We start from the raw sequence: 18,445 nt of genomic DNA, 5'->3' as shown, positions 1-18,445 counted from the left end.
GGAGGCGGGCCGTCCCCGTACGGTCCTGCGCATGCTCACCAACGCCAGCGCCTTCCGCCGCGTCGCGGCCGGCGCGTGCCTCGTCCTCGCCCCGCTCTGCCTGCTCCTCGGCATGGTCACCGACCCCACAGAGCCGGGCCCCTACGACCCCCTCGTCTACGCCGAGAACCCGGGAGCCGTCGGCGTCAGCGCCACGCTCCTGCACTACGCCTGGGTGCTGTTCGTGCCCGGCGTGATCGGGCTGGTCCACCTGGTCCGCCGCAAGGGCGTGGTGCTGGCCAACCTGGCGGGCGCGGTGACGGTCATCGGACTGATCAACTTCTCGTCCCTGATGATCTCGGACTTCTTCGACATCGTGCTCTACGGGTCGCTGCCGGCGGACCAGGCGCACAAGCTCATGGAGGAGGCCGCGCAGCCGGCGATGATCGCCGCCTGGCAGCTTCCCGGCATGATCGGCTCCTTCCTGGGCCTGGTGCTGGTCGCGGTGGCCTACGCCCGCTCGGGCCGGGCGGGCTGGTGGTTCCCGGCCGGCGTGCTCGGCGGGATCGCCGTCTGGCTCTACGGCGCGAGCCAGTGGAACGAGGTGCTGGGCTTCGGCGGCCCGGTCATCCTGCTGCTGGTCTTCGGGTACGTCGGGGTGTCGATCATCCGGATGACGGACGCCGAGTGGTCGGGCGAGGCCGAGGAGCCCCGGCTCAGCGGGCTCGGCGCAGGCGGAGGAAGTCGCTGACCACGTACTCGCCGAGCCGATCCGCGCTCGGCGAGAAGACCCGGCCGCCGTTCCTGCGGGCCACCTCGTCCACGAACTCCTTGAGCCGGTCGTCCGCCGCCAGCATGAAGACGTTGATCGTCGCCCGCCGCCTGGTCATCTTGTCCACCTCGGCCAGCGTCAGCTCCAGCGTCTCGTGCGACGGCGGCCACTCGAAGGCCGACCGGCCGTTGCGCATGAGGTGCGCCGTGGGCTCGCCGTCGGTGACCACCAGCACCACCGGCTCGAAGTCGGGGTGGCGGTCGAGGTGGCGGCCGGCGATGAGCAGGGCGTGGTGCAGGTTCGTGCCTTGGACCATGTCCCAGTCGAGGCCAGCCAGCTCGTCGGGCTGCAGCACCCTGGCGTAGTTGGAGAAGCCGATGATCTGCACGGCGTCCTGCGGGAACTTGGAGGCCACCAGCGCTTGCAGGGCCAGCGCCGTCTGTTTGGCGGCGGCCCAGGTGCCGCGCAGCGCCATCGAGTACGACAGGTCCACCAGCAGGCAGACGGCCGCGGCGCTGCGCCGCTCGGTCTCGGCCACCTCGAAGTCGTCGACCGACAGCCGCACCCCGACGCGGTCGCCCAGCGTGATGCCGCCGCTGCGGACGCCGTTCACCAGCGTGCGCACCACGTCGATCGGCTGCTCGTCGCCGAACCGCCACGGCCGCGTCGAGCCGGTCAGCTCGCCGGCCGAGCCCGCGTCGTGCTGGTCGTGGTCGCCGCGCCGGCCCGCGTCGAGCGAGGAGAACACCCTGCGCAGCGCGGTCTCGCCCAGGCGGCGCACGGCCTTCGGGGTGAGCTCCAGCTTGCCGCGGCGGCGCAGCAGGTAGCCCTGCTCCTCCAGCTCGCGCTCGATGCGCTTGAGCGCCTCCAGGTCGTCCACCGCGGAGCGGCCGAGCGCACGCCGTACGGCGGCCTCGTCGATGTCGTCGAGCCGCGCGCCCGGGTAGTCCTGGCGCAGGGCGGTCTCCAGTTGCGTGAGGTCGGCCAGCTCCTCCAGCGCCGTCACGGCGTCGCCCATGCCCAGCGGCTCCTCGCCGGTGAGGCGTTCAGGGGCGTTCCAGGCCAGGTCGGGGCGGCGGGAGTAGAGGGCCTCGCCGAGGCGGCGCATCTGGTCGGACAGGCCCGCCTGGTCGAGGGTCTGGTTGATGAGGTTGCTCAGCTCCTCGCGCTGGCGCGGGGTCATCGAGGCCAGCATGCGCTGCGTGGCGGCGGCGCGGCGGGCCAGGATGTCGACGAGCTCCTCCAGGTTGCGCGGCTTCTCGGGGAACAGGTCGCCGTGCTTGTCCATGAAGGCGTCGAAGTCGGCCTGGGTGTGCTCGCCCCTGGCGTCCTTGTCGAGCATGTCGTTCAGATCCGACATCATCTGCCGGATGCGTTCCATCGCCTGCGGGTCGGGGTTGGCCAGCGCGTCGCGCAGGCCCTTGAACTGGCTGTCCAGGACCTCCCTGCGCAGCAGGTCGCGCAGCTCCTCGAAGGTCTGGCGGGCCGCTGACGAGCGCCAGTCGTACGTGCTCAGCTCCTGGATCGCGCTGGCCGTGTCCTCCGGCAGCCCGTCGAGCCCCGCCTCCCGCAGCCGCGCGTCGTCCGACGGATCGGGGAACAGCTCGGCCCGCTCCTGCCCGATCGCCTTGTCCAGCAGGGCCCTGGCGCGCTCCAGCGTGCCGTCGAGCCGCCCGCGCTCGCGCAGGTCGCGGCGGCGCTTGCGGACCTCCCTGAGCATGTCGTCGAGCCCGCGCCGCTCCTGAGCGCCGGGCAGGCCGCGCTTGAGCAGGTCGCGCAGGGCGTGGACCGGCGTCGAGCCCGACAGGATGGCGTCGCCCATCTCGTCGAGCGCCGCCCTGACGTCGTACGGAGGAGCCAGGGGGTCGGGGCCGTCGTGGTACTCGCCATAGCGAAAGGCCATCACAAACCCACGCTAACCCGAGAAACCCCCCAGCGGGCCGTTTCAGGCGTCGCCGAAGACCTCCCACACCTCGTTCAGCGAGTTCACGCCCGGGGTGTAGTCGACCTTCACCAGGACCGGGTACTTGACGCCCTTGAGCGCCTTGGTGAGGTCCGTCCACGCGCACTGCTTCTTGCCGAGGCCGTTCTTGTCGGCGTTGACCGGCCTGCCGGTGAGCCAGCCGTCGCCGCACCTGGCCGTCGTGCGGTGGAAGGCCGTCGTGTACGTGTAACCGAGCTTGATCGTCTTGCCGCCGGTGGCGAACAGGACGGTGGTGTCGTTGACGCGCTTGATCGTGCCGCGGGCCGTGCGCGGGGTGCCCCAGTCGCCGACCAGGATCTCGTTCACCCTGGTCGCCTTGCCGCCCGCGTGCTCGACGCGCACGGCCACCGGGCCGCGTCCGAGCTGGTCGGCCAGGTGGGCAGGCTTGCACTTCGTCCGGCCCAGGCCCTTGGCGTCCACGGCCACCCGGCCCTCGGTCTCCTTCAGGTCGCACGCCACCGTGACCCGCCCGTAGGCGGCCCTGGTGTAGTCGAGGTGCAGCTCCTTGGCCTTGGGCAGGCTCTTGAGCGTGTACGTCACCCGGCTGTCCCTGGCGGCGGTCTTCGGCACGATCCGCAGGTGCCCCTTGCCGTCGGCCCAGGCGAAGCCGTACACGGCGGTGGCGGGCGCGCTCGGGAAAGCGGCGGTGGACGTGCTCAGGGGAGCGGCGGCGGCGGGCGCGCTCAGGGAGACGACGGCGGCGGCGGTGGTGGCGAAGGCGACGAGCAGGCGCATGAACGGTCTCCCCCGAACAAAGTGATGAGTTCCACCACTATGACGCGGGAGACCGCTCACTTGTTCACGTGCGATAAACAGTTACGCCGTCAAGGTCTTCCTTGGACAGCCGCCGCATCAGGTAAAGCCCCTCCAGCGCGAACTCCAGGGCCGCCGCCGCGTGGCCGGGCGACTCCTCGCCCGCGCCCATGCCCAGCCGCGACATGACCTTCGCCAGCCCCGGAACGGGGCCGATGCGGTGCAGCAGCTCCCCGGCGGGCACCAGCTCGCCGGACTCCACCTGGTTGCCCTCGGCGAACTTGTCGGTCAGCGCCGACAGGTCCATGCCGCCCAGCCGGCTCCTGAACGTCTCGGCCGTGGCCCGGCGCAGCAGGTGGGCCAGGATCTCGGTCTCCCTGCCTTCCTCGCTGACCTCGAACTCCACCTTGCCCCGCAGGCTGTGCACCACGCACGCCAGGTCGACCACGCGCGTGACCGCCTGCTCCTCGGCGGTGATCGCCGCCCGGCGCACGGCCGAGGCGGCCGCGGTCTCGGCCGCGGCGATGGCGAAGCGGGCCGACACGCCGGAACGGGCGTCCACGGCGGTCGACTCGCGGACCAGCCGGGTGAAGCGGGCGATCACCTCGACCAGGTGCTCGGGCACGTCGGCGCCGATGTCCGGCACGGACTCCTGGCGGATGAGCGCGAGCTCGTGCTCGACGGTCAGCGGGTAGTGGGTGCGGATCTCGGCGCCGAACCGGTCCTTCAGCGGCGTGATGATCCGGCCGCGGTTGGTGTAGTCCTCGGGGTTGGCGCTGGCGATGAGCAGGATGTCGAGAGGCAGCCGCAGGTTGTAGCCGCGTACCTGGATGTCGCGCTCCTCCAGCACGTTGAGCAGCGACACCTGGATGCGCTCGGCCAGGTCGGGCAGCTCGTTGACCGAGAAGACGCCCCGGTTGGTGCGCGGCACCAGGCCGTAGTGGACCGTCTCGGGGTCGCCCAGCGTGCGCCCCTCGGCGATCTTGATGGGGTCGACGTCACCGATCAGGTCGCCCACGGAGGTGTCGGGCGTGGCGAGCTTCTCGCCGTAGCGCTCGTCGCGGTGCTTCCACGCCACAGGCAGCTCGTCGCCCAGCTCGCGCGCCAGCTTCTGGCAGCGCGTGCAGACCGGCGCGTACGGGTGGTCGTTGATCTCGCAGCCGTCGACCACCGGCGTCCATTCGTCGAGCAGACCGGTGACGGTGCGGATGAGCCGGGTCTTGCCCTGGCCGCGCTCGCCGAGAAGGACCAGGTCGTGCCCGGCGAGCAGGGCCCGCTCCAGGTGTGGCAGGACGGAGTCGTCGAAGCCGATGATGCCGGGGAAGCGCGGCTCGTTCGCGCGCAGCCTGGCCAGCAGGTTCTCCCGGATCTCGGCCTTGACGGTGCGATGAACGTGGCCGCTCTCTCGCAACTCGCGGAGAATACGTGGCTGATGCACGGGATCGAGACTACGTCCCCTGAGAGGAATGTGGCAGAGACTTTCGCATCTGGCGGAGATTTCGGATCTTGACTATTGCGTGACGGTTCGTGTGCGTGCTTGTCCCTTTAGTGGGGAGAATCGGGCCTAGGACACTTGGACATGTCGAGGGAGGCGAGATCCGTGGCCTTGATGACAAGCCGCTTCGCCGACGGCCTCGCCGTGGGATCCGACCTGGTGGAGGCGGCCGAACACGCCGTCGGCCAGGCGCTGTCGAGGCTCAGCGGCCAGGCCGACCTGGTCTGCTTCTTCATCTGCGGCGACGATCCCGACGACGTCGCCAGGGCCGGGCAGGCAGCCATGAAGCTCGCGCCCGAGGCGCACGTGATCGGCTGCAGCGCCACTGGGGTGATCGGCGACGGCCAAGGGGTGGAGCTGACGCCCGCCGTGAGCGCGTGGGCGGCGACCCTGGAGGGGGCGCGGCTGACCACGTTCGCGTTGGAGACGCTGGCGGCGGACGACCGCTTCGTGGTCGTCGGGCTGCCGGAACGCGGCGGCGACGATCATGTGGCGATCCTGCTGGCCGACCCGTACAGCTTTCCGACGGACGCGTTCGTGGAGCGCTCGGTCGACGTGCTCGGCGAGCTGCCGCTGATCGGCGGGCTGGCCAACGGGCTGCAGGGACGGGGATCCGTACGGTTGTTCGCCGACGGCGAGATCTACACCGAGGGCGCCATCGGCGTGCTGCTGAGCGGGCCCATCAAGGTCAGCACGGTGGTCAGCCAGGGCTGCCGGCCGATCGGGCCGAGCATGGTGGTCACCGCGTCCGAGGACAACCTGCTGCTGGAGCTGGCCGGGCAACCGGCGCTGGCCCGGCTGGAGGACATCGTCAGCGAATTGGACGAGGACGACCGCGAGCTGGTCGCGTCCGGGCTGCAGATCGGGCTGGCCATGGACGAGTACGCCGAGCGCCACGAACGCGGCGACTTCCTCATCAGGGGGGTCATCGGCATCGACCCCGACCGCGAGGCCGTGGCCATCGGCGACATCGTCGAGGTCGGCAGGACCGTGCGCTTCCAGGTCCGTGACGCCGCCACCGCCGACGAGGACCTGTACGACCTGCTCGACGCCCACCGCGAGGAGCTCGGCAAGGTGGACGGCGCGCTGCTGTTCTCCTGCAACGGGCGGGGGTCGGCGATGTTCGGCACGGCCGACCACGACCCCGTCGCGCTGCGCGACACGCTGGGGCCCATCGGCGTGGCCGGCTTCTTCGCGGCCGGGGAGGTGGGGCCGGTGGCCGGGCACAACCACGTGCACGGGTTCACGGCGTCCGTCCTGGTGTTCTCCAGCGCCGCGGGCGGCCCGTGATCCTGGCCGTCGACGTCGGCGGCACCAAGATGGCGGCCGGACTCGTCGGCCGCGACGGCACGGTGACGGACGTCAGACGCGCCGCCACGCCGCAGGGCGCCGGCCCCGAGACCCTGTGGCGGACGCTCGCCGGCCTCCTCACCCCGCTCGCCGGCCGCTTCGACGCGGTGGGGGTCGGTTGCGGCGGGCCGCTGAGCTGGCCTGACGGGGAGGTGTCGCCGCTCAACATCCCGGGCTGGCGCGGCTTCCCGCTGCGCGCCCGGCTCGCCGCGCTGTTCCCTTCGTCGCCGGTACGGCTGCACAACGACGCCGTCTGCCTGGCCGTGGCCGAGCACTGGGCGGGGGCGGGGCAGGGGAGTGACGACATGCTGGGGATGGTGGTGTCCACCGGTGTCGGTGGGGGGTTGATCCTGGGTGGGCGGCTTCATCACGGGCGTACCGGGAACGCGGGGCACATCGGGCACGTGGTGGTCGAGCCGGTGGGCGGGCCCCGGTGCGGGTGTGGGGGGCACGGGTGCCTGGAGGCCGTCGCCCGGGGGCCCGCGGTGGTCGCCTGGGCCCTACGGCAGGGCTGGGTGCCCGGCGCCGCCGAGGCTGCGGCGGTGCAGGATTCCGGCGTGTCCGGTGAAGGCGTGCCGAGCGCGGGCGTGTCAGGCGCGAGCGTGCCCGGGGCGAGCGTGCCCGGGGCGAGCGTGCCCGGGGCGAGCGTGTCTGGCGCGAGCGTGCCCGGGGCGAGCATGCCCAGCGCGAGCATGCCCAGTGCGGGCGTGTCAGGCGCGAGTGTGCCTGCTGAGGGCGCGCCCAGGGCGGTCGTGCGGGACGCGGCGGGGAGCGGCGCGTATCGGGAGGATCGGCCCGTTACGGCGCGTCAGTTGGCGGCGGACGCCCGCGCGGGCGACCCCATCGCGACCCTGGCCATGCACCGCGCCGGCCGAGCCCTCGGCATCGCGATGGCCTCCGCCACCCACCTGTGCGACCTGGACGTCATCACCCTGGGCGGCGGCCTGTCCCAAGCGGGCGAGCCCCTGTTCGGGCCCCTGGAGGAGGCCCTGCGGGAACACGCCAGGATGGGTTTCGCCCGCCGGGTCAAGGTCCTGCCCGCCGCCCTCGGCCAGGAGGCCGGCCTGGTAGGCGCCGCCGCCCTGCACCTGGCGGGCGACACGTACTGGCCGGCCCGGAACGACTGACGCGAAAGGGCGGGCGTCAGCCGGTCTTGCTGTCCAGCCCCGGCCCCTCCTCCGTACCGGTGTCGAAGCCCTCACCCTGCCCCGGCAGCGGCATGGCGGTCGGCTCACACGGCGCCACAGCACCCTGGACGATCTCCAGCGAGGTGGCGAACGGCGGCTGGTCGTCACCGTCAGCGCTCTTGGAGACGGTCAGCACCAACGTGGACCCCTCCGGCACCTGCCCCTTCTCGATGCGGAAGGCGATCCCGTCCCCTTCACGCCCGATGCTCCCCGCGAACTGCCCGGCGCCGCCGCCGGGCGCCCCGCGCGGCGCCCGGCAGGTCTGCCCCTGCGGCAGGTAGTCCACCACGGCGGGAACCCCGGCCTCGGCCAGCTCGGCCTCCAGCCCGTCCGGGTCGGTGAAGGCGTGGATCAGCACGCCCACCCCGCCGTCGGCGCCCTTGGTCACCGCGTACGCCGGGCCGCCCAGCACGCCCGTCGTCGTCGCCACCACCACGGCGGTGGCGACCCCCGCCACCGCGGCGGCCAGCCCCCAAGAACGGCGCCTGCGAGCCGGTGTCACTGTCGTCATCGTGTCCTCCGCCTTCCTCGTCGCGATCTCTTCCTTGAGTGCACCGAGAAGGCGATCTTCGAAGTCGCTCATGCCTGTCCTTCCAGATACACGGCCGAGGGCGAGGTGAAGTGTCCGAGGGCACGCCTGGCCCTGTGCAGCCGGACTCGCGCGGTGACCTGCCTGATGCCCAGCGCCGCGGCGGCCTCGGTGACGGTGAGCTGGTCGATCGCGACGAGCTCCAGCACTGCGCGCTCACCCTCCGGCAGGCCTGCCATGGCCTCCAGGGCGCTGCGCATCCGGCGCTCGGCGTCGATCCGCTCCTCCATCCTGGCCAGGTCGTCGTCGTCCATCAGGCGGCGTCCGGCCAGGCGGCCGGTCGCCCGCGCCTCCCGCGCGGCCCTGCGGTACTGGGCCGACACGACGTTGCGCGCGATGCCGTACAGCCAGGCGATCTCGCTGCCCCGCCCTGGCCGGTACGTGTCCGCCGAGTCCAGAACCGCCAGGAAGATGTCGGCCGTGAGGTCGGCGGCGAGGTGAGGGTCGCTCACCCGCCGGACCACGAACTTCAGCACGGCATCGACGTGGCGGCGATAGAAGGCCTCGAAGGCCACAGGGTCATCGTTGAGGCGCACTGGCCTCGCTCCCTTCGTCGTTCGCCCTTGCACCCCGTACTTGGCTCGGGCGGCGGGGAGCGTTTCCGGGAGGGTCAGGAAGGCTTGCGCGGCTGGAAGAGCCAGGCGTCGAAGAGCGCGTCGAGGTTCTTGCCGGACAGCCGCTCGGCGAGCGCGACGAACTGCTCCGTCGTCACGTGACCGTAGCGGTGCTCGGCGGTCCACGCCTTGAGCAGGGTGAAGAACACCGGGTCGCCGATGGCTCTGCGCAGGGCGTGCAGGGTCATGCCGCCGCGCGTGTAGACGGACTGGTTGAACAGGTCGTCGGGCTTGGCGCGGCCCGGGGGATATTTCCACATCGGGTCGGTGGCGGGCCGGCTCTGGAGGTCCTTGAACGTGGCCTCGGCGGTCCTGGTGCCCTTGTGCTCGGCCCACAGCCACTCCGCGTAGGTGGCGAAGCCCTCGTTCAGCCAGAGGTCCTTCCAGCGCCTGATGGTCAGGCTGTTGCCGAACCACTGGTGCGCCAGCTCGTGCGCGATGATCGTCTCGTCGGGCTGGAAGCCGCCGTACAGCGGCTTGGTCTGGTTCTCCAGCGCGTAGCCGGCGGAGTAGTCGTCGACGACGCCGCCGGTGGAGGAGAACGGGTAGGGGCCGAACACCGTCGCCCAGTAGTCGGTGATCTGCCCGGACAGGGTGTAGAGCGAGTCGAGCGAGCTCTTGAAGCGGGGGTCGGCGGCGGCCAGGTTCGGGATGCCGGCGGCGGTGCTGCCCTGGCGCAGGTCGAACTTGCCGAGCGTGGCCGTGGCCAGGTAGGTGGCCATGGGGTGGCGCTCGCGCCAGCGGTAGGTGGTCTTGCCGCCCGAGGTGGTGGGCTGCCCGGTCATCTCGCCGTTGGCCAGGGCGGTCACCCCCGCGGGCACGGTGATCGTGAAGTCGAAGGTGGCCTTGTCGGCGGGGTGGTCGTTGCCGGGGAACCAGGTCTTGGAGCCGTTGGGCTCGGAGGCCACGAAGGCGCCGTCGGGGGTGGGGATGAAGCCGTAGGTGCCCAGGTTGGCGTTGTCGTTGGCCGGCTTGGGCAGCCCGGTGTAGGTGACCCTGACGGTGAAGGGGGCCTGGTCGGCGATGGCCCGCGCGGGCCGCACGGTCAGCTCGTCGCCTTTCCTGGTGAACGTGGCGGGCGCGTCGTTCACGGCCACCTCGCGCACGTCGAGCCCGGTCAGGTCGAGGTTGAAGCTGGACAGCTCCTGGGTGGCGGACGCGCTGATCGTGGTGACGCCGTCGAGCCGCTTGGTGGCGGGCGTGTAGTCGACGACCAGGTCGTAGTGGGAGACGTCGTAGCCGCCGTTGCCGTCGCGCGGGAAGTCGGCGTCGCCGATGCCGGGCGCGCCCGCACGGCGGTCGGCGGCGCTCTGCCCGGCGGCGGGAGGGGTCGGCTCGTCGGCGGGTGAGCAGGCCAGCACGCTGATGAGCGTCGCGAGCATGGCCACCCCGCGCCTGTTGACACGCATGAGCGTACGAGCCCCCTTCACTTCGTGACCGCAATATTACGCTGAGTCAGGCGTTGACGACGACCGTCCTGGCGGCCTTGTCGTGTACGGCCTGTTTGCGGGGGTCGAAGAGGATCCAGCCGAGATCCACCAGGGGGCCGACGCAGCACAGCCATCCGAGCACGGTGAAGACGGCCTGCCTGACGGCTGCCTGCCCCACCCCTATCCTCCCGCCGTACTCGGACACGACACGGAGACCGAACAGCTTCTTGCCCAGAGTCTGACCGTTCCAGAAGGCGTGCAGCAGCCAGAAGTAGAGGAACGCCACCAGGCCGGCGAGGAAGGTGTGCTCGACGGGATAGCGCTCCCAGCCGCCCCTGCTCTCGTTCCAGGCGTACTCGAAGCCCGTCCAGTTGAACGGAGCGGTGGCGACGTTGATGATGAGCCAGTCGAGGACGCCGGCGAACAACCGCCGCCAGCGTCCCGCCAACCCCGGTGGCGGCAGTCCCATGATGTCTGGATGACCACCACCAAGTCGGGACAAACTAAAGGTTGCCCCTGCGTTCCTGCTCCCGCTCGATCGCCTCGAACAGCGCCTTGAAGTTGCCCTTGCCGAACCCGAGCGAGCCGTGCCGCTCGATCAGCTCGAAGAAGACCGTCGGCCGGTCCTGCACGGGCTGGGTGAAGATCTGCAGCAGGTAGCCGTCCTCGTCGCGGTCCACGAGGATGCCGCGCCTCTTCAGCTCCTCGATCGGCGCCCGCACCTGCCCGATGCGCGCGCGCAGCTCGGGGTCGTCGTAGTACGAGTCGGGCGTCTGGAGGAAGCTCACCCCGGCGGCCCGCATGTGGTCCACCGTGGTCATGATGTCGTTGGTGGCCAGCGCGATGTGCTGCACGCCGGGGCCGCGGTAGAACTCCAGGTACTCGTCGATCTGCGACTTCCTGCGGCTGACGGCAGGCTCGTTGAGCGGGAACTTGACCTTGCGCGTGCCGTCGGCCACGACCTTCGACATGAGCGCGGAGTACTCGGTGGCGATGTCGTCGCCGATGAACTCGGCCATGTTCGTGAAGCCCATCACCTCGCGGTAGAACTCCACCCACTCGTCCATCTTGCCCAGCTCGACGTTGCCGACGCAGTGGTCCACTGCCTGGAAGAGCCGCCCGTGCTTCGTCGCCGGCGGCGCGACCAGCGGCTCGGCGGCCGTGTAGCCGGGCAGGTAGGGGCCGCCGTAGTTGGACCTGTCGACCAGGGTGTGCCGGGTCTCGCCGTACGTGGCGATGGCCGCGAGCACCACCTTGCCGTGCTCGTCCTCCACCGTGTACGGCTCCGCCAGCCCCCTGGCCCCGTGGGCGACGGCGTAGGCGTAACCCGCCTCCACGTCGGGCACCTCGATGGCCAGGTCGATGACCCCGTCGCCGTGCTCCGCCACGTGCCGCGCCAGATCCGTGCCCGGCCTGATCGAGGCCCGCAGCTCGAAGGTGGCGCTGCCCGAGGTCAGCACGTACGCGGCCATGTCAGGGCTGCCGTTCTCCGGCCCCCTGTAGGCCGCGAGCCGCATCCCGAACGCGGTCGAGTAGTAGTGGGCCGCCTGCCTGGCGTTGCCCACGGCGAACACCACGGCGTCCATGCCGTTGACCGGAAAGACATCACTCATACCGTTAACTGTTGATTTCCCTGGACGAGTTGCGCAACAGTTACTTCATTGAGTGCACAATCTGCCTACTCTTCCGCCGGTGACTCGGGTATTTCTGTACAGCATGACGATCGACGCGCTGGACTCCCGGCTCATCGCCCTGCTGACCGCCGAGCCCCGGCTGGGCGTACTGGAGTGCTCACGGCGGCTCGGCGTGGCCCGCGGCACGGTCCAGGCCCGGCTCGACCGGCTCGTGGACAGAGGGGTGATCACGGGCTTCGGGCCCGACGTGTCGCCCGCCGCGCTCGGCTACGACGTGACCGCGTTCGTCAGCATGGAGATCAGGCAGGTGGCCGGGCACGACCCGGTGGCCGACAGCCTGGCCCGCATTCCCGAGGTGCTGGAAGTGCACACGATCACCGGTGACAGTGATCTTTTGTGCCGTGTGGTCGCCAGAACGAACGCCGATTTGCAGCGGGTGATCGACCGGATCGTCGATGTCCAGGGCGTACTCCGGACAAATTCGATCATCGCGCTCGACACGCCGGTTCCCTACCGAGTGTTGCCTTTGGTCGCCGATGTTCCGCGTCGGGAGTCGCGTTAGACGTACCATCGCAGAGTGGACCAGGCACTATTGTCGATCGTTTACCCTTACCATTCGCCCAGCTTGCGGGGGTTGGGCGAAACTTGACGAGGGGGGTCGAGGGTGCGGAGCGGCGGTGGTAACGGAATGCGGAAGCGACGGCGGATTCTCCGGGTGCTCCTGGTTTCAATCGGCACGGGAATCGTCGTACTGGCCGGGCTTTTCGCCATTGCCTGGGCTTTGACTCCCATTCCGGATACGACACAGAAGCAGGCCACCGCGCAGGGCTCGGTGATCTATTACCGCGACGGTAAAAGCGTGCTCGCCAGGCAAGGCATCGACCGCAGGAAGGTCGAGCTGGACAGGGTGCCCGAGCACGTGCGCGACGCCGTCATCGCCGCCGAGAACCGCTCGTTCTACGAGGACGCCGGCGTCTCCCTCAAGGGCACCGGGCGCGCCGTCTGGTCCACCCTCACCGGTCAGCAGCTCCAGGGCGGCTCCACCATCACCCAGCAGCTCGTCCGCAACTACTACAGCGGGCTGAGCCAGGAACGCTCCGTCACCAGGAAGTTCAAAGAGATCCTCATCGCGATGAAGGTCGACCAGTCCAAGTCCAAGGACTGGGTGCTGGAGCAGTACCTGAACACGATCTACTTCGGCCGCGGCGCCAACGGCATCCAGTCGGCCGCCCGCGCCTACTTCGGCAAGGACGTCGAGGACCTGAGCGTGGCCGAGGGCGCGTACCTGGCGGCCGTCATCCAGCAGCCCAGCCGCTTCGCCGACCCCAAGGGCACCGACCTCGCCGCGGCCAAGGAGCGCTGGCAGTCCGTCATCACCGCCATGGCCCAGACCGGCGTGCTGACGACCGAGCAGGTGGCCGCCCAGCGGTTCCCCTCGCTGGAGACGCCGAAGAAGCCGTTCGAGCTCAAGGGCCAGGCCCAGTACATGCTGGAGCAGGTCACCGCCGAGCTGAACCGGCGCGGCTACACCGACGAGGACATCAACAGCGGCGGCCTCAAGATCGTCACGACGTTCGACAAGAAGCTCATGCAGGCCGCCCAGCGGGCGGTGGAGGACACCCTGCCGGACAGCACGCCCAAGAAGGTGCGCACCGGCCTGGCCGCCGTCGATCCCGCCACGGGCGAGGTCGTCGCCTTCTACGGCGGCAAGCCGTCGCAGTCCAAGTACTACGACAGCGCGTTCTCGGCCAAGGTGATGGCCGGATCGACGTTCAAGCCGTACACGCTGGCCGCCGCGCTGAACAACGGCTTCGACCTGTCCACCAGGGTCGACGGCAACTCGCCGCTGCGCGTGGCGTCGGCGTCCCAGGCCATCCCCAACGACGGCGACCGCTCCTACGGCCAGATCAACCTGATCAGCGCCACCCAGAACTCCGTCAACACCGCCTTCGTGGACCTCGGCCAGAAGGTCGGCCTCGACAAGGTCGCCGCCACCGCCGAGGCGGCCGGCATCCCCGCCGCCCAGCTCGACAAACAGAAGGAGGCCGCCTCCTTCCCGCTCGGCGTCTCCTCCGTCAGCGCCGTCCAGAACGCCTCCGGCTTCTCCACCTTCGCCAACAAGGGCGTGCACGTGGAGGCGCACGTCGTCAGGTCGGTCACCGACGCCGAGGGCCGCAAGGAGGTGGTCAAGGCCGTCAGGACCGAGGTGGTCGGCGAGCAGGCCGCCGCCGACACGATCTACGCGATGCAGCAGGTCGTCAAGTACGGCACCGGCACCGCCGCCCGCCTCTACGACCGCCCCGTGGCCGGCAAGACGGGCACCACCGACGACTCCAGGTCCGTCTGGTTCAACGGCTTCACACCGCAGCTCGCGGTGGCCGTGGACATGTTCCGCGACGACAACGCCACCGTCTCCATCCCCGGCTACGGCACGCAGTTCGGCGGGCAGCTCCCCGCGCAGATCTGGCGGGCGTTCATGACCGAGGCGATGGAGGGCAAGCCCGTCGAGGAGTTCCCCGAGCCGTCGGAGTACGGCTGGTCGTCCGACTACTCCGAGCCCGAGCGCGACAGCGACGGGCCCGGCCCGCAGTACAGCCCGCCGCCCAGCCAGGACGACTGGGACCAGCCGGAGCCCGACCTCAGCCAGCCGCCCTTCACCGGTCCGCCCGAGACGGAGGGGCCGGAGGACGGCGGGCCCGACGAGCAGCCCGAGCAGCCGTCCCCGCCGGACACGGAGGTCCCCGACCAGCCGTCGGTGCAGGAGACCGGCGATGAGGACGGCAGGAACGGCCGCACGCAGCAGGCGGGCCAGGTCGGCCAGGCCGGCCGCTGAGGCGTCCGCAAGCCCGCCGGTCGGCCTGGCGGTTTTGCCCGGCCGGTCGGCGTCGCGGCCGGTCAGCCTTGTAGTTCGGCGCGCAGCTCCTCGACCGTCGTCACCGGCATCCGGCAGGTGAACCCCCTGCACACGTACGCGGCCGGCGCCTCACCGACCGGCCCGCGCCCCTCCAGCAGGGCAGGAAAGGCGCTCTCCCGCGGCACCAGCGGATCACCGCTGCCCCGGTCGCCGGTGTCACCCCGGCCCAGCGCCACCACCAGCCCCGGCGCGTCCGCGAGCAACGCCTCCCGGTGCAGCGCCGCCGTACGCGGATCGTCGGCGGGCCCGACGACGGCCACCTCCACGGGCCCCGACAGCGCCGCCCGAGCCACGGCCAGCCCCCACCCCGCGAACCTGGCGTGCCCGGCCGCCAGCACCGACACCGTGCCCAGCGCGGCGTGCGCGGCCTCACGGTGCCGGGTGGAGCCGGTCAGCGCGCCGTACGACAGCAGCGCCCCCGCGGCCGCGTACTGGCCGGAGGGGGTGGCGTTGTCGGTGGGGTCCTGCGGGCGCTGGAAGAGCCGCTCGGCGTCGTCGGCGGTGTCGTAGAAGCCGCCGGCCCCGTCGGAGAAGCGGTCGAGCACGGTGTCGAGCAGCGAGCCCGCCAGCCGCAGCCAGCGCGCCTCGCCCGTCACGCCGTACAGGGAGATCAGGCCCTCGGCCAGGTTGGCGTAGTCCTCCAGCACGCCGGCGTTGGCGCCCGCCCTGCCGTCCCTGGAGGTGCGCAGCAGCCTGCCGTCCGCCATGTGCGTGTCCGCCAGCAGCTCGGCCGCCTCCGTGGCCGCCGTCACCAGGTCGGGGCGCTCGAACACCACGCCGGTCTCCGCCAGCGCGGCGATGGCCAGGCCGTTCCACGAGGCCACGACCTTGTCGTCGCGCCCGGGACGCACCCGGTGCTCCCTGGCGGCCAGCAACCGCGACCGCACGTCCGCGTAGCGCTCCGGGTCTTCGGGGTCGCGCAGGAGCTGCAGCACGGAGGCGCCGTGCTCGAACGTGCCCGCGGGCGTCACCTCGAACAGCCCGGCCGCCCACCGGCCGTCGTCCTCGCCGAGCACCTCGCGCAGCTCCGCGGGCGTCCAGACGTAGAACTTGCCCTCCACGCCCTCGCTGTCGGCGTCGAGCGCCGACGCGAAGCCGCCCTCGGGCGTGCGCAGCTCGCGCAGCAGCCAGCCGGCCGTCTCCAGCGCCACCCGCCGGGCCAGCTCGCCGCCGCCCGCCTTCCACCAGTGCGTGTAGACGCGCAGCAGCAGAGCGTTGTCGTAGAGCATCTTCTCGAAGTGCGGCACGACCCACCGCGCGTCCACGCTGTAGCGCGCGAACCCGCCGCCGAGCTGGTCGTACATGCCGCCGCGGGCCATCGCCTCCAGCGTCCTGCCGCTCATCTCGCGCTCACCCGAGCGCAGCAGGAACTCCAGCACCATCGACGGCGGGAACTTGGGCGCCCCGCCGAACCCGCCGTTCGCCGCGTCGAACGACTCCCGCAGATTGCGCGTGGCCTCCAGCAGCGTCTCCTCGCCCGGCAGCGGGCCGCTCGGCAGCGTGGTGTGCGTGTTGAGCGCCTCCACCACCTTCGCGCCCTGCTTCAACACCGACTCCCTGTCGCCCGTCCACACGTTGTGGACCTCGGTGAGCAGGCGCTGGAAGTTGGGGCGCGGGAAGTAGGTGCCGCAGTAGAACGGATGGCCCTCCGGCGTCGCGAACACCGTCATCGGCCAGCCGCCCTGGTGGGTCATGGCCTGCGTGGCGCCCATGTAGACGGCGTCCACGTCGGGTCGTTCCTCGCGGTCGACCTTGATGTTGACGAAGTGCTCGTTCATCAGGCGCGCGGTCTCGGCGTCCTCGAAGCTCTCATGGGCCATGACGTGGCACCAGTGGATGTCAAGAAGCGAGTAACCAATGGCAGGATGAGTACCCCACACTGATCAACAGGGGTACGTCCCGCCTACTCGCTTCTTGCATCGCCTCCTCTCCCCACGGCCACCAATCAACAGGATTGCCGGCGTGCTGGAGGAGGTAGGGAGAAGTCTCTCTACCAAGCCTGTTCATGCGATCAGGCTCTCACACCACCGGTCAGAACAGCACGATGCGGGTTGGAGGTTTCGGCGTTGGATTCACCGACCTGCGGTTGGGGAGAGGTGCGCGAGCTGCCGAGGCCGGAAACGTACCTGCTCGGTCGGTGGGAGGAACGGAACTGGCGTAATGTCCCCGGGCCGTTCTACGGCGCAGCGACCGACACGTGCTGGTCAGGCCGCGCCATCGCCCCTGCGCACGTGCTCTACGACGACGAGGGGGGTCAGGAGTTCATCTACCGGCAGCCGCTCACGGAGCCGGAGGCGCATCAGGTTCTCCTCGCCGCCTGGAGCGACCCGATGTCCGGCTACGCGCGCGACGGTGACGAACACTGGACCGCGGCGAGCGTGCGGGAGTGGTGGCGAGAACGCCGACGCCTCCTGGAGTGGATCGACCAGGCCACCGCCAAGTGGTCCGTGAGCACCCGGGCCGACGAGCGCGAGGCGGTCACGGGGCTTCGCGATTACGCGGCCTATATGGCCGGCGCCTTGCCGCTCGATCTTCGCCGCTATCTGTTCGGGCTGGATCAGGGACGCGTCCCCGGCGATGGGGACATGCTTCCAGAGCTCTGATGCCCTCAGAACAGCACGATCCGGGTGAGCAGCACCTGCTGGTTTTTCTGTCTATCCGGTATTCGGCGATGCCGATGGGTCGGCGAGCGTGTCAGCCACGACCTCCGAAGGGACTACAGGCCTCACTCACTGCGCGCCGCGCTCTTGTCGCCGGCGTAGGACCTCGTCCATGGTCGTGGTCGGCAGAGTTCCGGCTTCGGCAGCCGCTCGGATGCGGTCACGGTCGGGGTCGGTGTCGAGCATCGCCCGCCCCCACCATGCGTTGAGGACGCTGTCCAACTCGGCTCCCTGCTGGGCTTCAAGGAGTTCGGCGAAGAACTGCGCCCGGAGGCTGCCCCGAAGCGCGCTGGAGATCCCGCCGATGGTCCTCGGCACTCTCGGATGTTCCGCAGTGCCACCGTGAACCGGCTGAGCGCTCATGACACCCACTTTCACGTTCATCAGCCTTCGACGAGAACCTGACTACCCGCATGAATCCCATGGCAGCGGTTCATCAGGACCTCCACCGCCCACCCTAGGTGGCTGGTGTTTTTTGATCTCTCTCGCGTAAGTCTGGCCTGGTGTGCCAGGGTGATCGGTGTTGGTCACCGGGCGTGGGGATGGGATCGAGCGATGGCAGTGGGCCAGACTCCGATGCAGCCGGGGTTGCTGTCTTCCACGGTGAGTTTTGTCGAGGGGCGTATCGCGCCGAACTCGATCTACGCGGTGCTGCACCGTGAGTGCCGGACGTTGTTCCCGGATGAGATGTTCGCCGACCTGTTCGCCGGTGATGGCCGCAGGTCGGTGCCGCCGATGATCGTGGCGGTGGTGATGGTGCTGCAGCGGCTGGAGGGGTTGTCGGATCGGGAGGCGGTGGATCGGTTCGCCTTCGATGTGCGGTGGAAGTACGCCGCCGGCGGGCTGGACTTCGATCATCCGGGGTTCGTGCACACCGTTTTGGTGGACATGCGGGCCCGGCTGGCCGCCTCCGATCGGCCGGATCGGATCTTCGAGCGGACGGTGGAGGTGGCCTCCCAGGCCGGGTTGATCGGGCGGCGGCGGGTGCTGGATTCGGCGCCGATCTATGACGCGGTGGCCACCCAGGACACCGTCACGCTGATCCGGTCGGCGATCCGGGGCCTGCTGCGCGCCTGCGATCGGG

Annotated in this window: 16 protein-coding genes and 3 pseudogenes; 9 read left to right on the top strand and 10 right to left on the bottom strand. The window is 70.5% G+C overall.

Annotated elements, in window-relative coordinates; translation table 11 throughout:
* Positions 1-31 precede the first annotated feature (31 nt).
* Complete coding sequence (locus tag ABD331_RS33190; RefSeq protein ID WP_344483484.1) at positions 32-730, top strand: hypothetical protein; 699 nt, start codon at positions 32-34, stop codon at positions 728-730.
* Here ABD331_RS33190 and ABD331_RS33185 read toward each other — a convergent pair.
* The 3 genes from ABD331_RS33185 to ABD331_RS33175 all read right to left on the bottom strand — a co-directional run bounded on the left by ABD331_RS33185 (position 696) and on the right by ABD331_RS33175 (position 4,926).
* The gene (locus ABD331_RS33185; protein WP_344483482.1) at positions 696-2,654 is read right to left on the bottom strand and encodes a vWA domain-containing protein; all 1,959 of its coding nucleotides are present in this window, start codon (positions 2,652-2,654) and stop codon (positions 696-698) included. The two genes, ABD331_RS33190 and ABD331_RS33185, sit on opposite strands and share 35 nt — an antisense overlap.
* A gap of 42 nt (positions 2,655-2,696) precedes the next feature.
* Positions 2,697-3,470, bottom strand: a complete 774-nt coding sequence (locus tag ABD331_RS33180; RefSeq protein WP_344483480.1) for a hypothetical protein — start codon at positions 3,468-3,470, stop codon at positions 2,697-2,699.
* A 64-nt stretch (positions 3,471-3,534) separates the two neighbouring features.
* On the bottom strand, positions 3,535-4,926 hold the full coding sequence (locus ABD331_RS33175) for a sigma 54-interacting transcriptional regulator (RefSeq protein WP_222871448.1): 1,392 nt from the start codon (positions 4,924-4,926) through the stop codon (positions 3,535-3,537).
* Between the two features lie 171 nt (positions 4,927-5,097).
* Here ABD331_RS33175 and ABD331_RS33170 point away from each other — a divergent pair, with 171 nt between their 5' ends.
* From ABD331_RS33170 to ABD331_RS61050, 4 genes and pseudogenes are all read left to right on the top strand, one after another.
* Positions 5,098-6,273, top strand: coding sequence for an FIST signal transduction protein (locus ABD331_RS33170; protein WP_344483965.1), 1,176 nt, complete (start codon positions 5,098-5,100; stop codon positions 6,271-6,273).
* Positions 6,270-6,830, top strand: a pseudogene (locus ABD331_RS61060) (ROK family protein); the annotation flags it as partial. The gene ABD331_RS33170 and the pseudogene ABD331_RS61060, both read left to right, overlap by 4 nt.
* Positions 6,775-7,005 (top strand): annotated as a pseudogene (locus tag ABD331_RS61055) (hypothetical protein); the annotation flags it as partial. The pseudogenes ABD331_RS61060 and ABD331_RS61055, both read left to right, overlap by 56 nt.
* 5 nt (positions 7,006-7,010) lie before the next feature.
* Positions 7,011-7,460: an ROK family protein gene (locus ABD331_RS61050; RefSeq protein ID WP_425566097.1), complete on the top strand. Its 450-nt coding sequence runs from the start codon at positions 7,011-7,013 to the stop codon at positions 7,458-7,460.
* A gap of 16 nt (positions 7,461-7,476) precedes the next feature.
* On the opposite strand, the gene ABD331_RS33160 is transcribed toward ABD331_RS61050, so the two are convergent.
* The 5 genes from ABD331_RS33160 to hppD all read right to left on the bottom strand — a co-directional run bounded on the left by ABD331_RS33160 (position 7,477) and on the right by hppD (position 11,766).
* Positions 7,477-8,103, bottom strand: a complete 627-nt coding sequence (locus ABD331_RS33160) for a hypothetical protein (protein ID WP_344483472.1) — start codon at positions 8,101-8,103, stop codon at positions 7,477-7,479.
* Positions 8,100-8,645 carry an RNA polymerase sigma factor gene (locus ABD331_RS33155; protein WP_344483469.1) on the bottom strand — a complete coding sequence of 182 codons (546 nt, stop codon included), beginning with the start codon at positions 8,643-8,645 and terminating at the stop codon, positions 8,100-8,102. The genes ABD331_RS33160 and ABD331_RS33155 overlap by 4 nt, the downstream gene beginning before the upstream one ends.
* Positions 8,646-8,719: 74 nt before the next feature.
* Positions 8,720-10,132 (bottom strand): M1 family metallopeptidase, encoded by a 1,413-nt coding sequence (locus ABD331_RS33150; RefSeq protein ID WP_344483466.1) that lies wholly within the window; start codon positions 10,130-10,132, stop codon positions 8,720-8,722.
* A gap of 46 nt (positions 10,133-10,178) precedes the next feature.
* Positions 10,179-10,622, bottom strand: coding sequence for an RDD family protein (locus tag ABD331_RS33145; RefSeq protein WP_148437108.1), 444 nt, complete (start codon positions 10,620-10,622; stop codon positions 10,179-10,181).
* Between the two features lie 34 nt (positions 10,623-10,656).
* Positions 10,657-11,766 (bottom strand): 4-hydroxyphenylpyruvate dioxygenase, encoded by a 1,110-nt coding sequence (gene hppD / locus ABD331_RS33140; RefSeq protein ID WP_344483461.1) that lies wholly within the window; start codon positions 11,764-11,766, stop codon positions 10,657-10,659.
* 103 nt (positions 11,767-11,869) lie between these two features.
* Between hppD and ABD331_RS33135 the strand changes: the two genes are divergently transcribed.
* Entirely contained in the window at positions 11,870-12,349 is a 480-nt protein-coding gene (locus tag ABD331_RS33135; protein WP_344483458.1) for an Lrp/AsnC family transcriptional regulator, read from the top strand.
* A gap of 297 nt (positions 12,350-12,646) precedes the next feature.
* Positions 12,647-14,620, top strand: coding sequence for a transglycosylase domain-containing protein (locus tag ABD331_RS33130; RefSeq protein ID WP_344483452.1), 1,974 nt, complete (start codon positions 12,647-12,649; stop codon positions 14,618-14,620).
* Positions 14,621-14,682: 62 nt separating this feature from the next.
* Here ABD331_RS33130 and ABD331_RS33125 read toward each other — a convergent pair.
* Positions 14,683-16,708 (bottom strand): annotated as a pseudogene (locus tag ABD331_RS33125) (thioredoxin domain-containing protein).
* Positions 16,709-16,797: 89 nt separating this feature from the next.
* Here ABD331_RS33125 and ABD331_RS33120 point away from each other — a divergent pair.
* On the top strand, positions 16,798-17,304 hold the full coding sequence (locus ABD331_RS33120) for a ferredoxin (RefSeq protein WP_344483449.1): 507 nt from the start codon (positions 16,798-16,800) through the stop codon (positions 17,302-17,304).
* 126 nt (positions 17,305-17,430) lie between these two features.
* Here ABD331_RS33120 and ABD331_RS33115 read toward each other — a convergent pair whose 3' ends face one another.
* Positions 17,431-17,724 carry a hypothetical protein gene (locus ABD331_RS33115; RefSeq protein ID WP_344483446.1) on the bottom strand — a complete coding sequence of 98 codons (294 nt, stop codon included), beginning with the start codon at positions 17,722-17,724 and terminating at the stop codon, positions 17,431-17,433.
* 150 nt (positions 17,725-17,874) lie between these two features.
* On the opposite strand from ABD331_RS33115, the gene ABD331_RS33110 reads away from it, so the two are divergent.
* Positions 17,875-18,445 (top strand): transposase (locus ABD331_RS33110; RefSeq protein WP_344483444.1); only part of this gene is annotated, 571 nt, incomplete at its 3' end.

The sequence above is a fragment of the Nonomuraea monospora genome (genome assembly GCF_039531895.1).
In the GTDB taxonomy this organism is placed as follows: Bacteria; Actinomycetota; Actinomycetes; order Streptosporangiales; family Streptosporangiaceae; genus Nonomuraea; species Nonomuraea monospora.
The sequence above is the reverse complement of the archived record's forward strand: the minus strand, read 5'-3'. Positions and strand labels throughout refer to the sequence as shown.

Coding starts and splice junctions, on each gene's coding strand:
- ABD331_RS33190 (WP_344483484.1), top strand. CDS start 32: ATGCTCACCAACGCCAGCGCCTTCCGCCGCGTCGCGGCCGGCGCGTGC.
- ABD331_RS33185 (WP_344483482.1), bottom strand. CDS start 2,654: ATGGCCTTTCGCTATGGCGAGTACCACGACGGCCCCGACCCCCTGGCT.
- ABD331_RS33180 (WP_344483480.1), bottom strand. CDS start 3,470: ATGCGCCTGCTCGTCGCCTTCGCCACCACCGCCGCCGCCGTCGTCTCC.
- ABD331_RS33170 (WP_344483965.1), top strand. CDS start 5,098: ATGACAAGCCGCTTCGCCGACGGCCTCGCCGTGGGATCCGACCTGGTG.
- ABD331_RS61050 (WP_425566097.1), top strand. CDS start 7,011: ATGCCCAGCGCGAGCATGCCCAGTGCGGGCGTGTCAGGCGCGAGTGTG.
- ABD331_RS33160 (WP_344483472.1), bottom strand. CDS start 8,103: ATGAGCGACTTCGAAGATCGCCTTCTCGGTGCACTCAAGGAAGAGATC.
- ABD331_RS33150 (WP_344483466.1), bottom strand. CDS start 10,132: ATGCGTGTCAACAGGCGCGGGGTGGCCATGCTCGCGACGCTCATCAGC.
- ABD331_RS33145 (WP_148437108.1), bottom strand. CDS start 10,622: ATGGGACTGCCGCCACCGGGGTTGGCGGGACGCTGGCGGCGGTTGTTC.
- hppD (WP_344483461.1), bottom strand. CDS start 11,766: ATGAGTGATGTCTTTCCGGTCAACGGCATGGACGCCGTGGTGTTCGCC.
- ABD331_RS33135 (WP_344483458.1), top strand. CDS start 11,870: ATGACGATCGACGCGCTGGACTCCCGGCTCATCGCCCTGCTGACCGCC.
- ABD331_RS33115 (WP_344483446.1), bottom strand. CDS start 17,724: ATGAGCGCTCAGCCGGTTCACGGTGGCACTGCGGAACATCCGAGAGTG.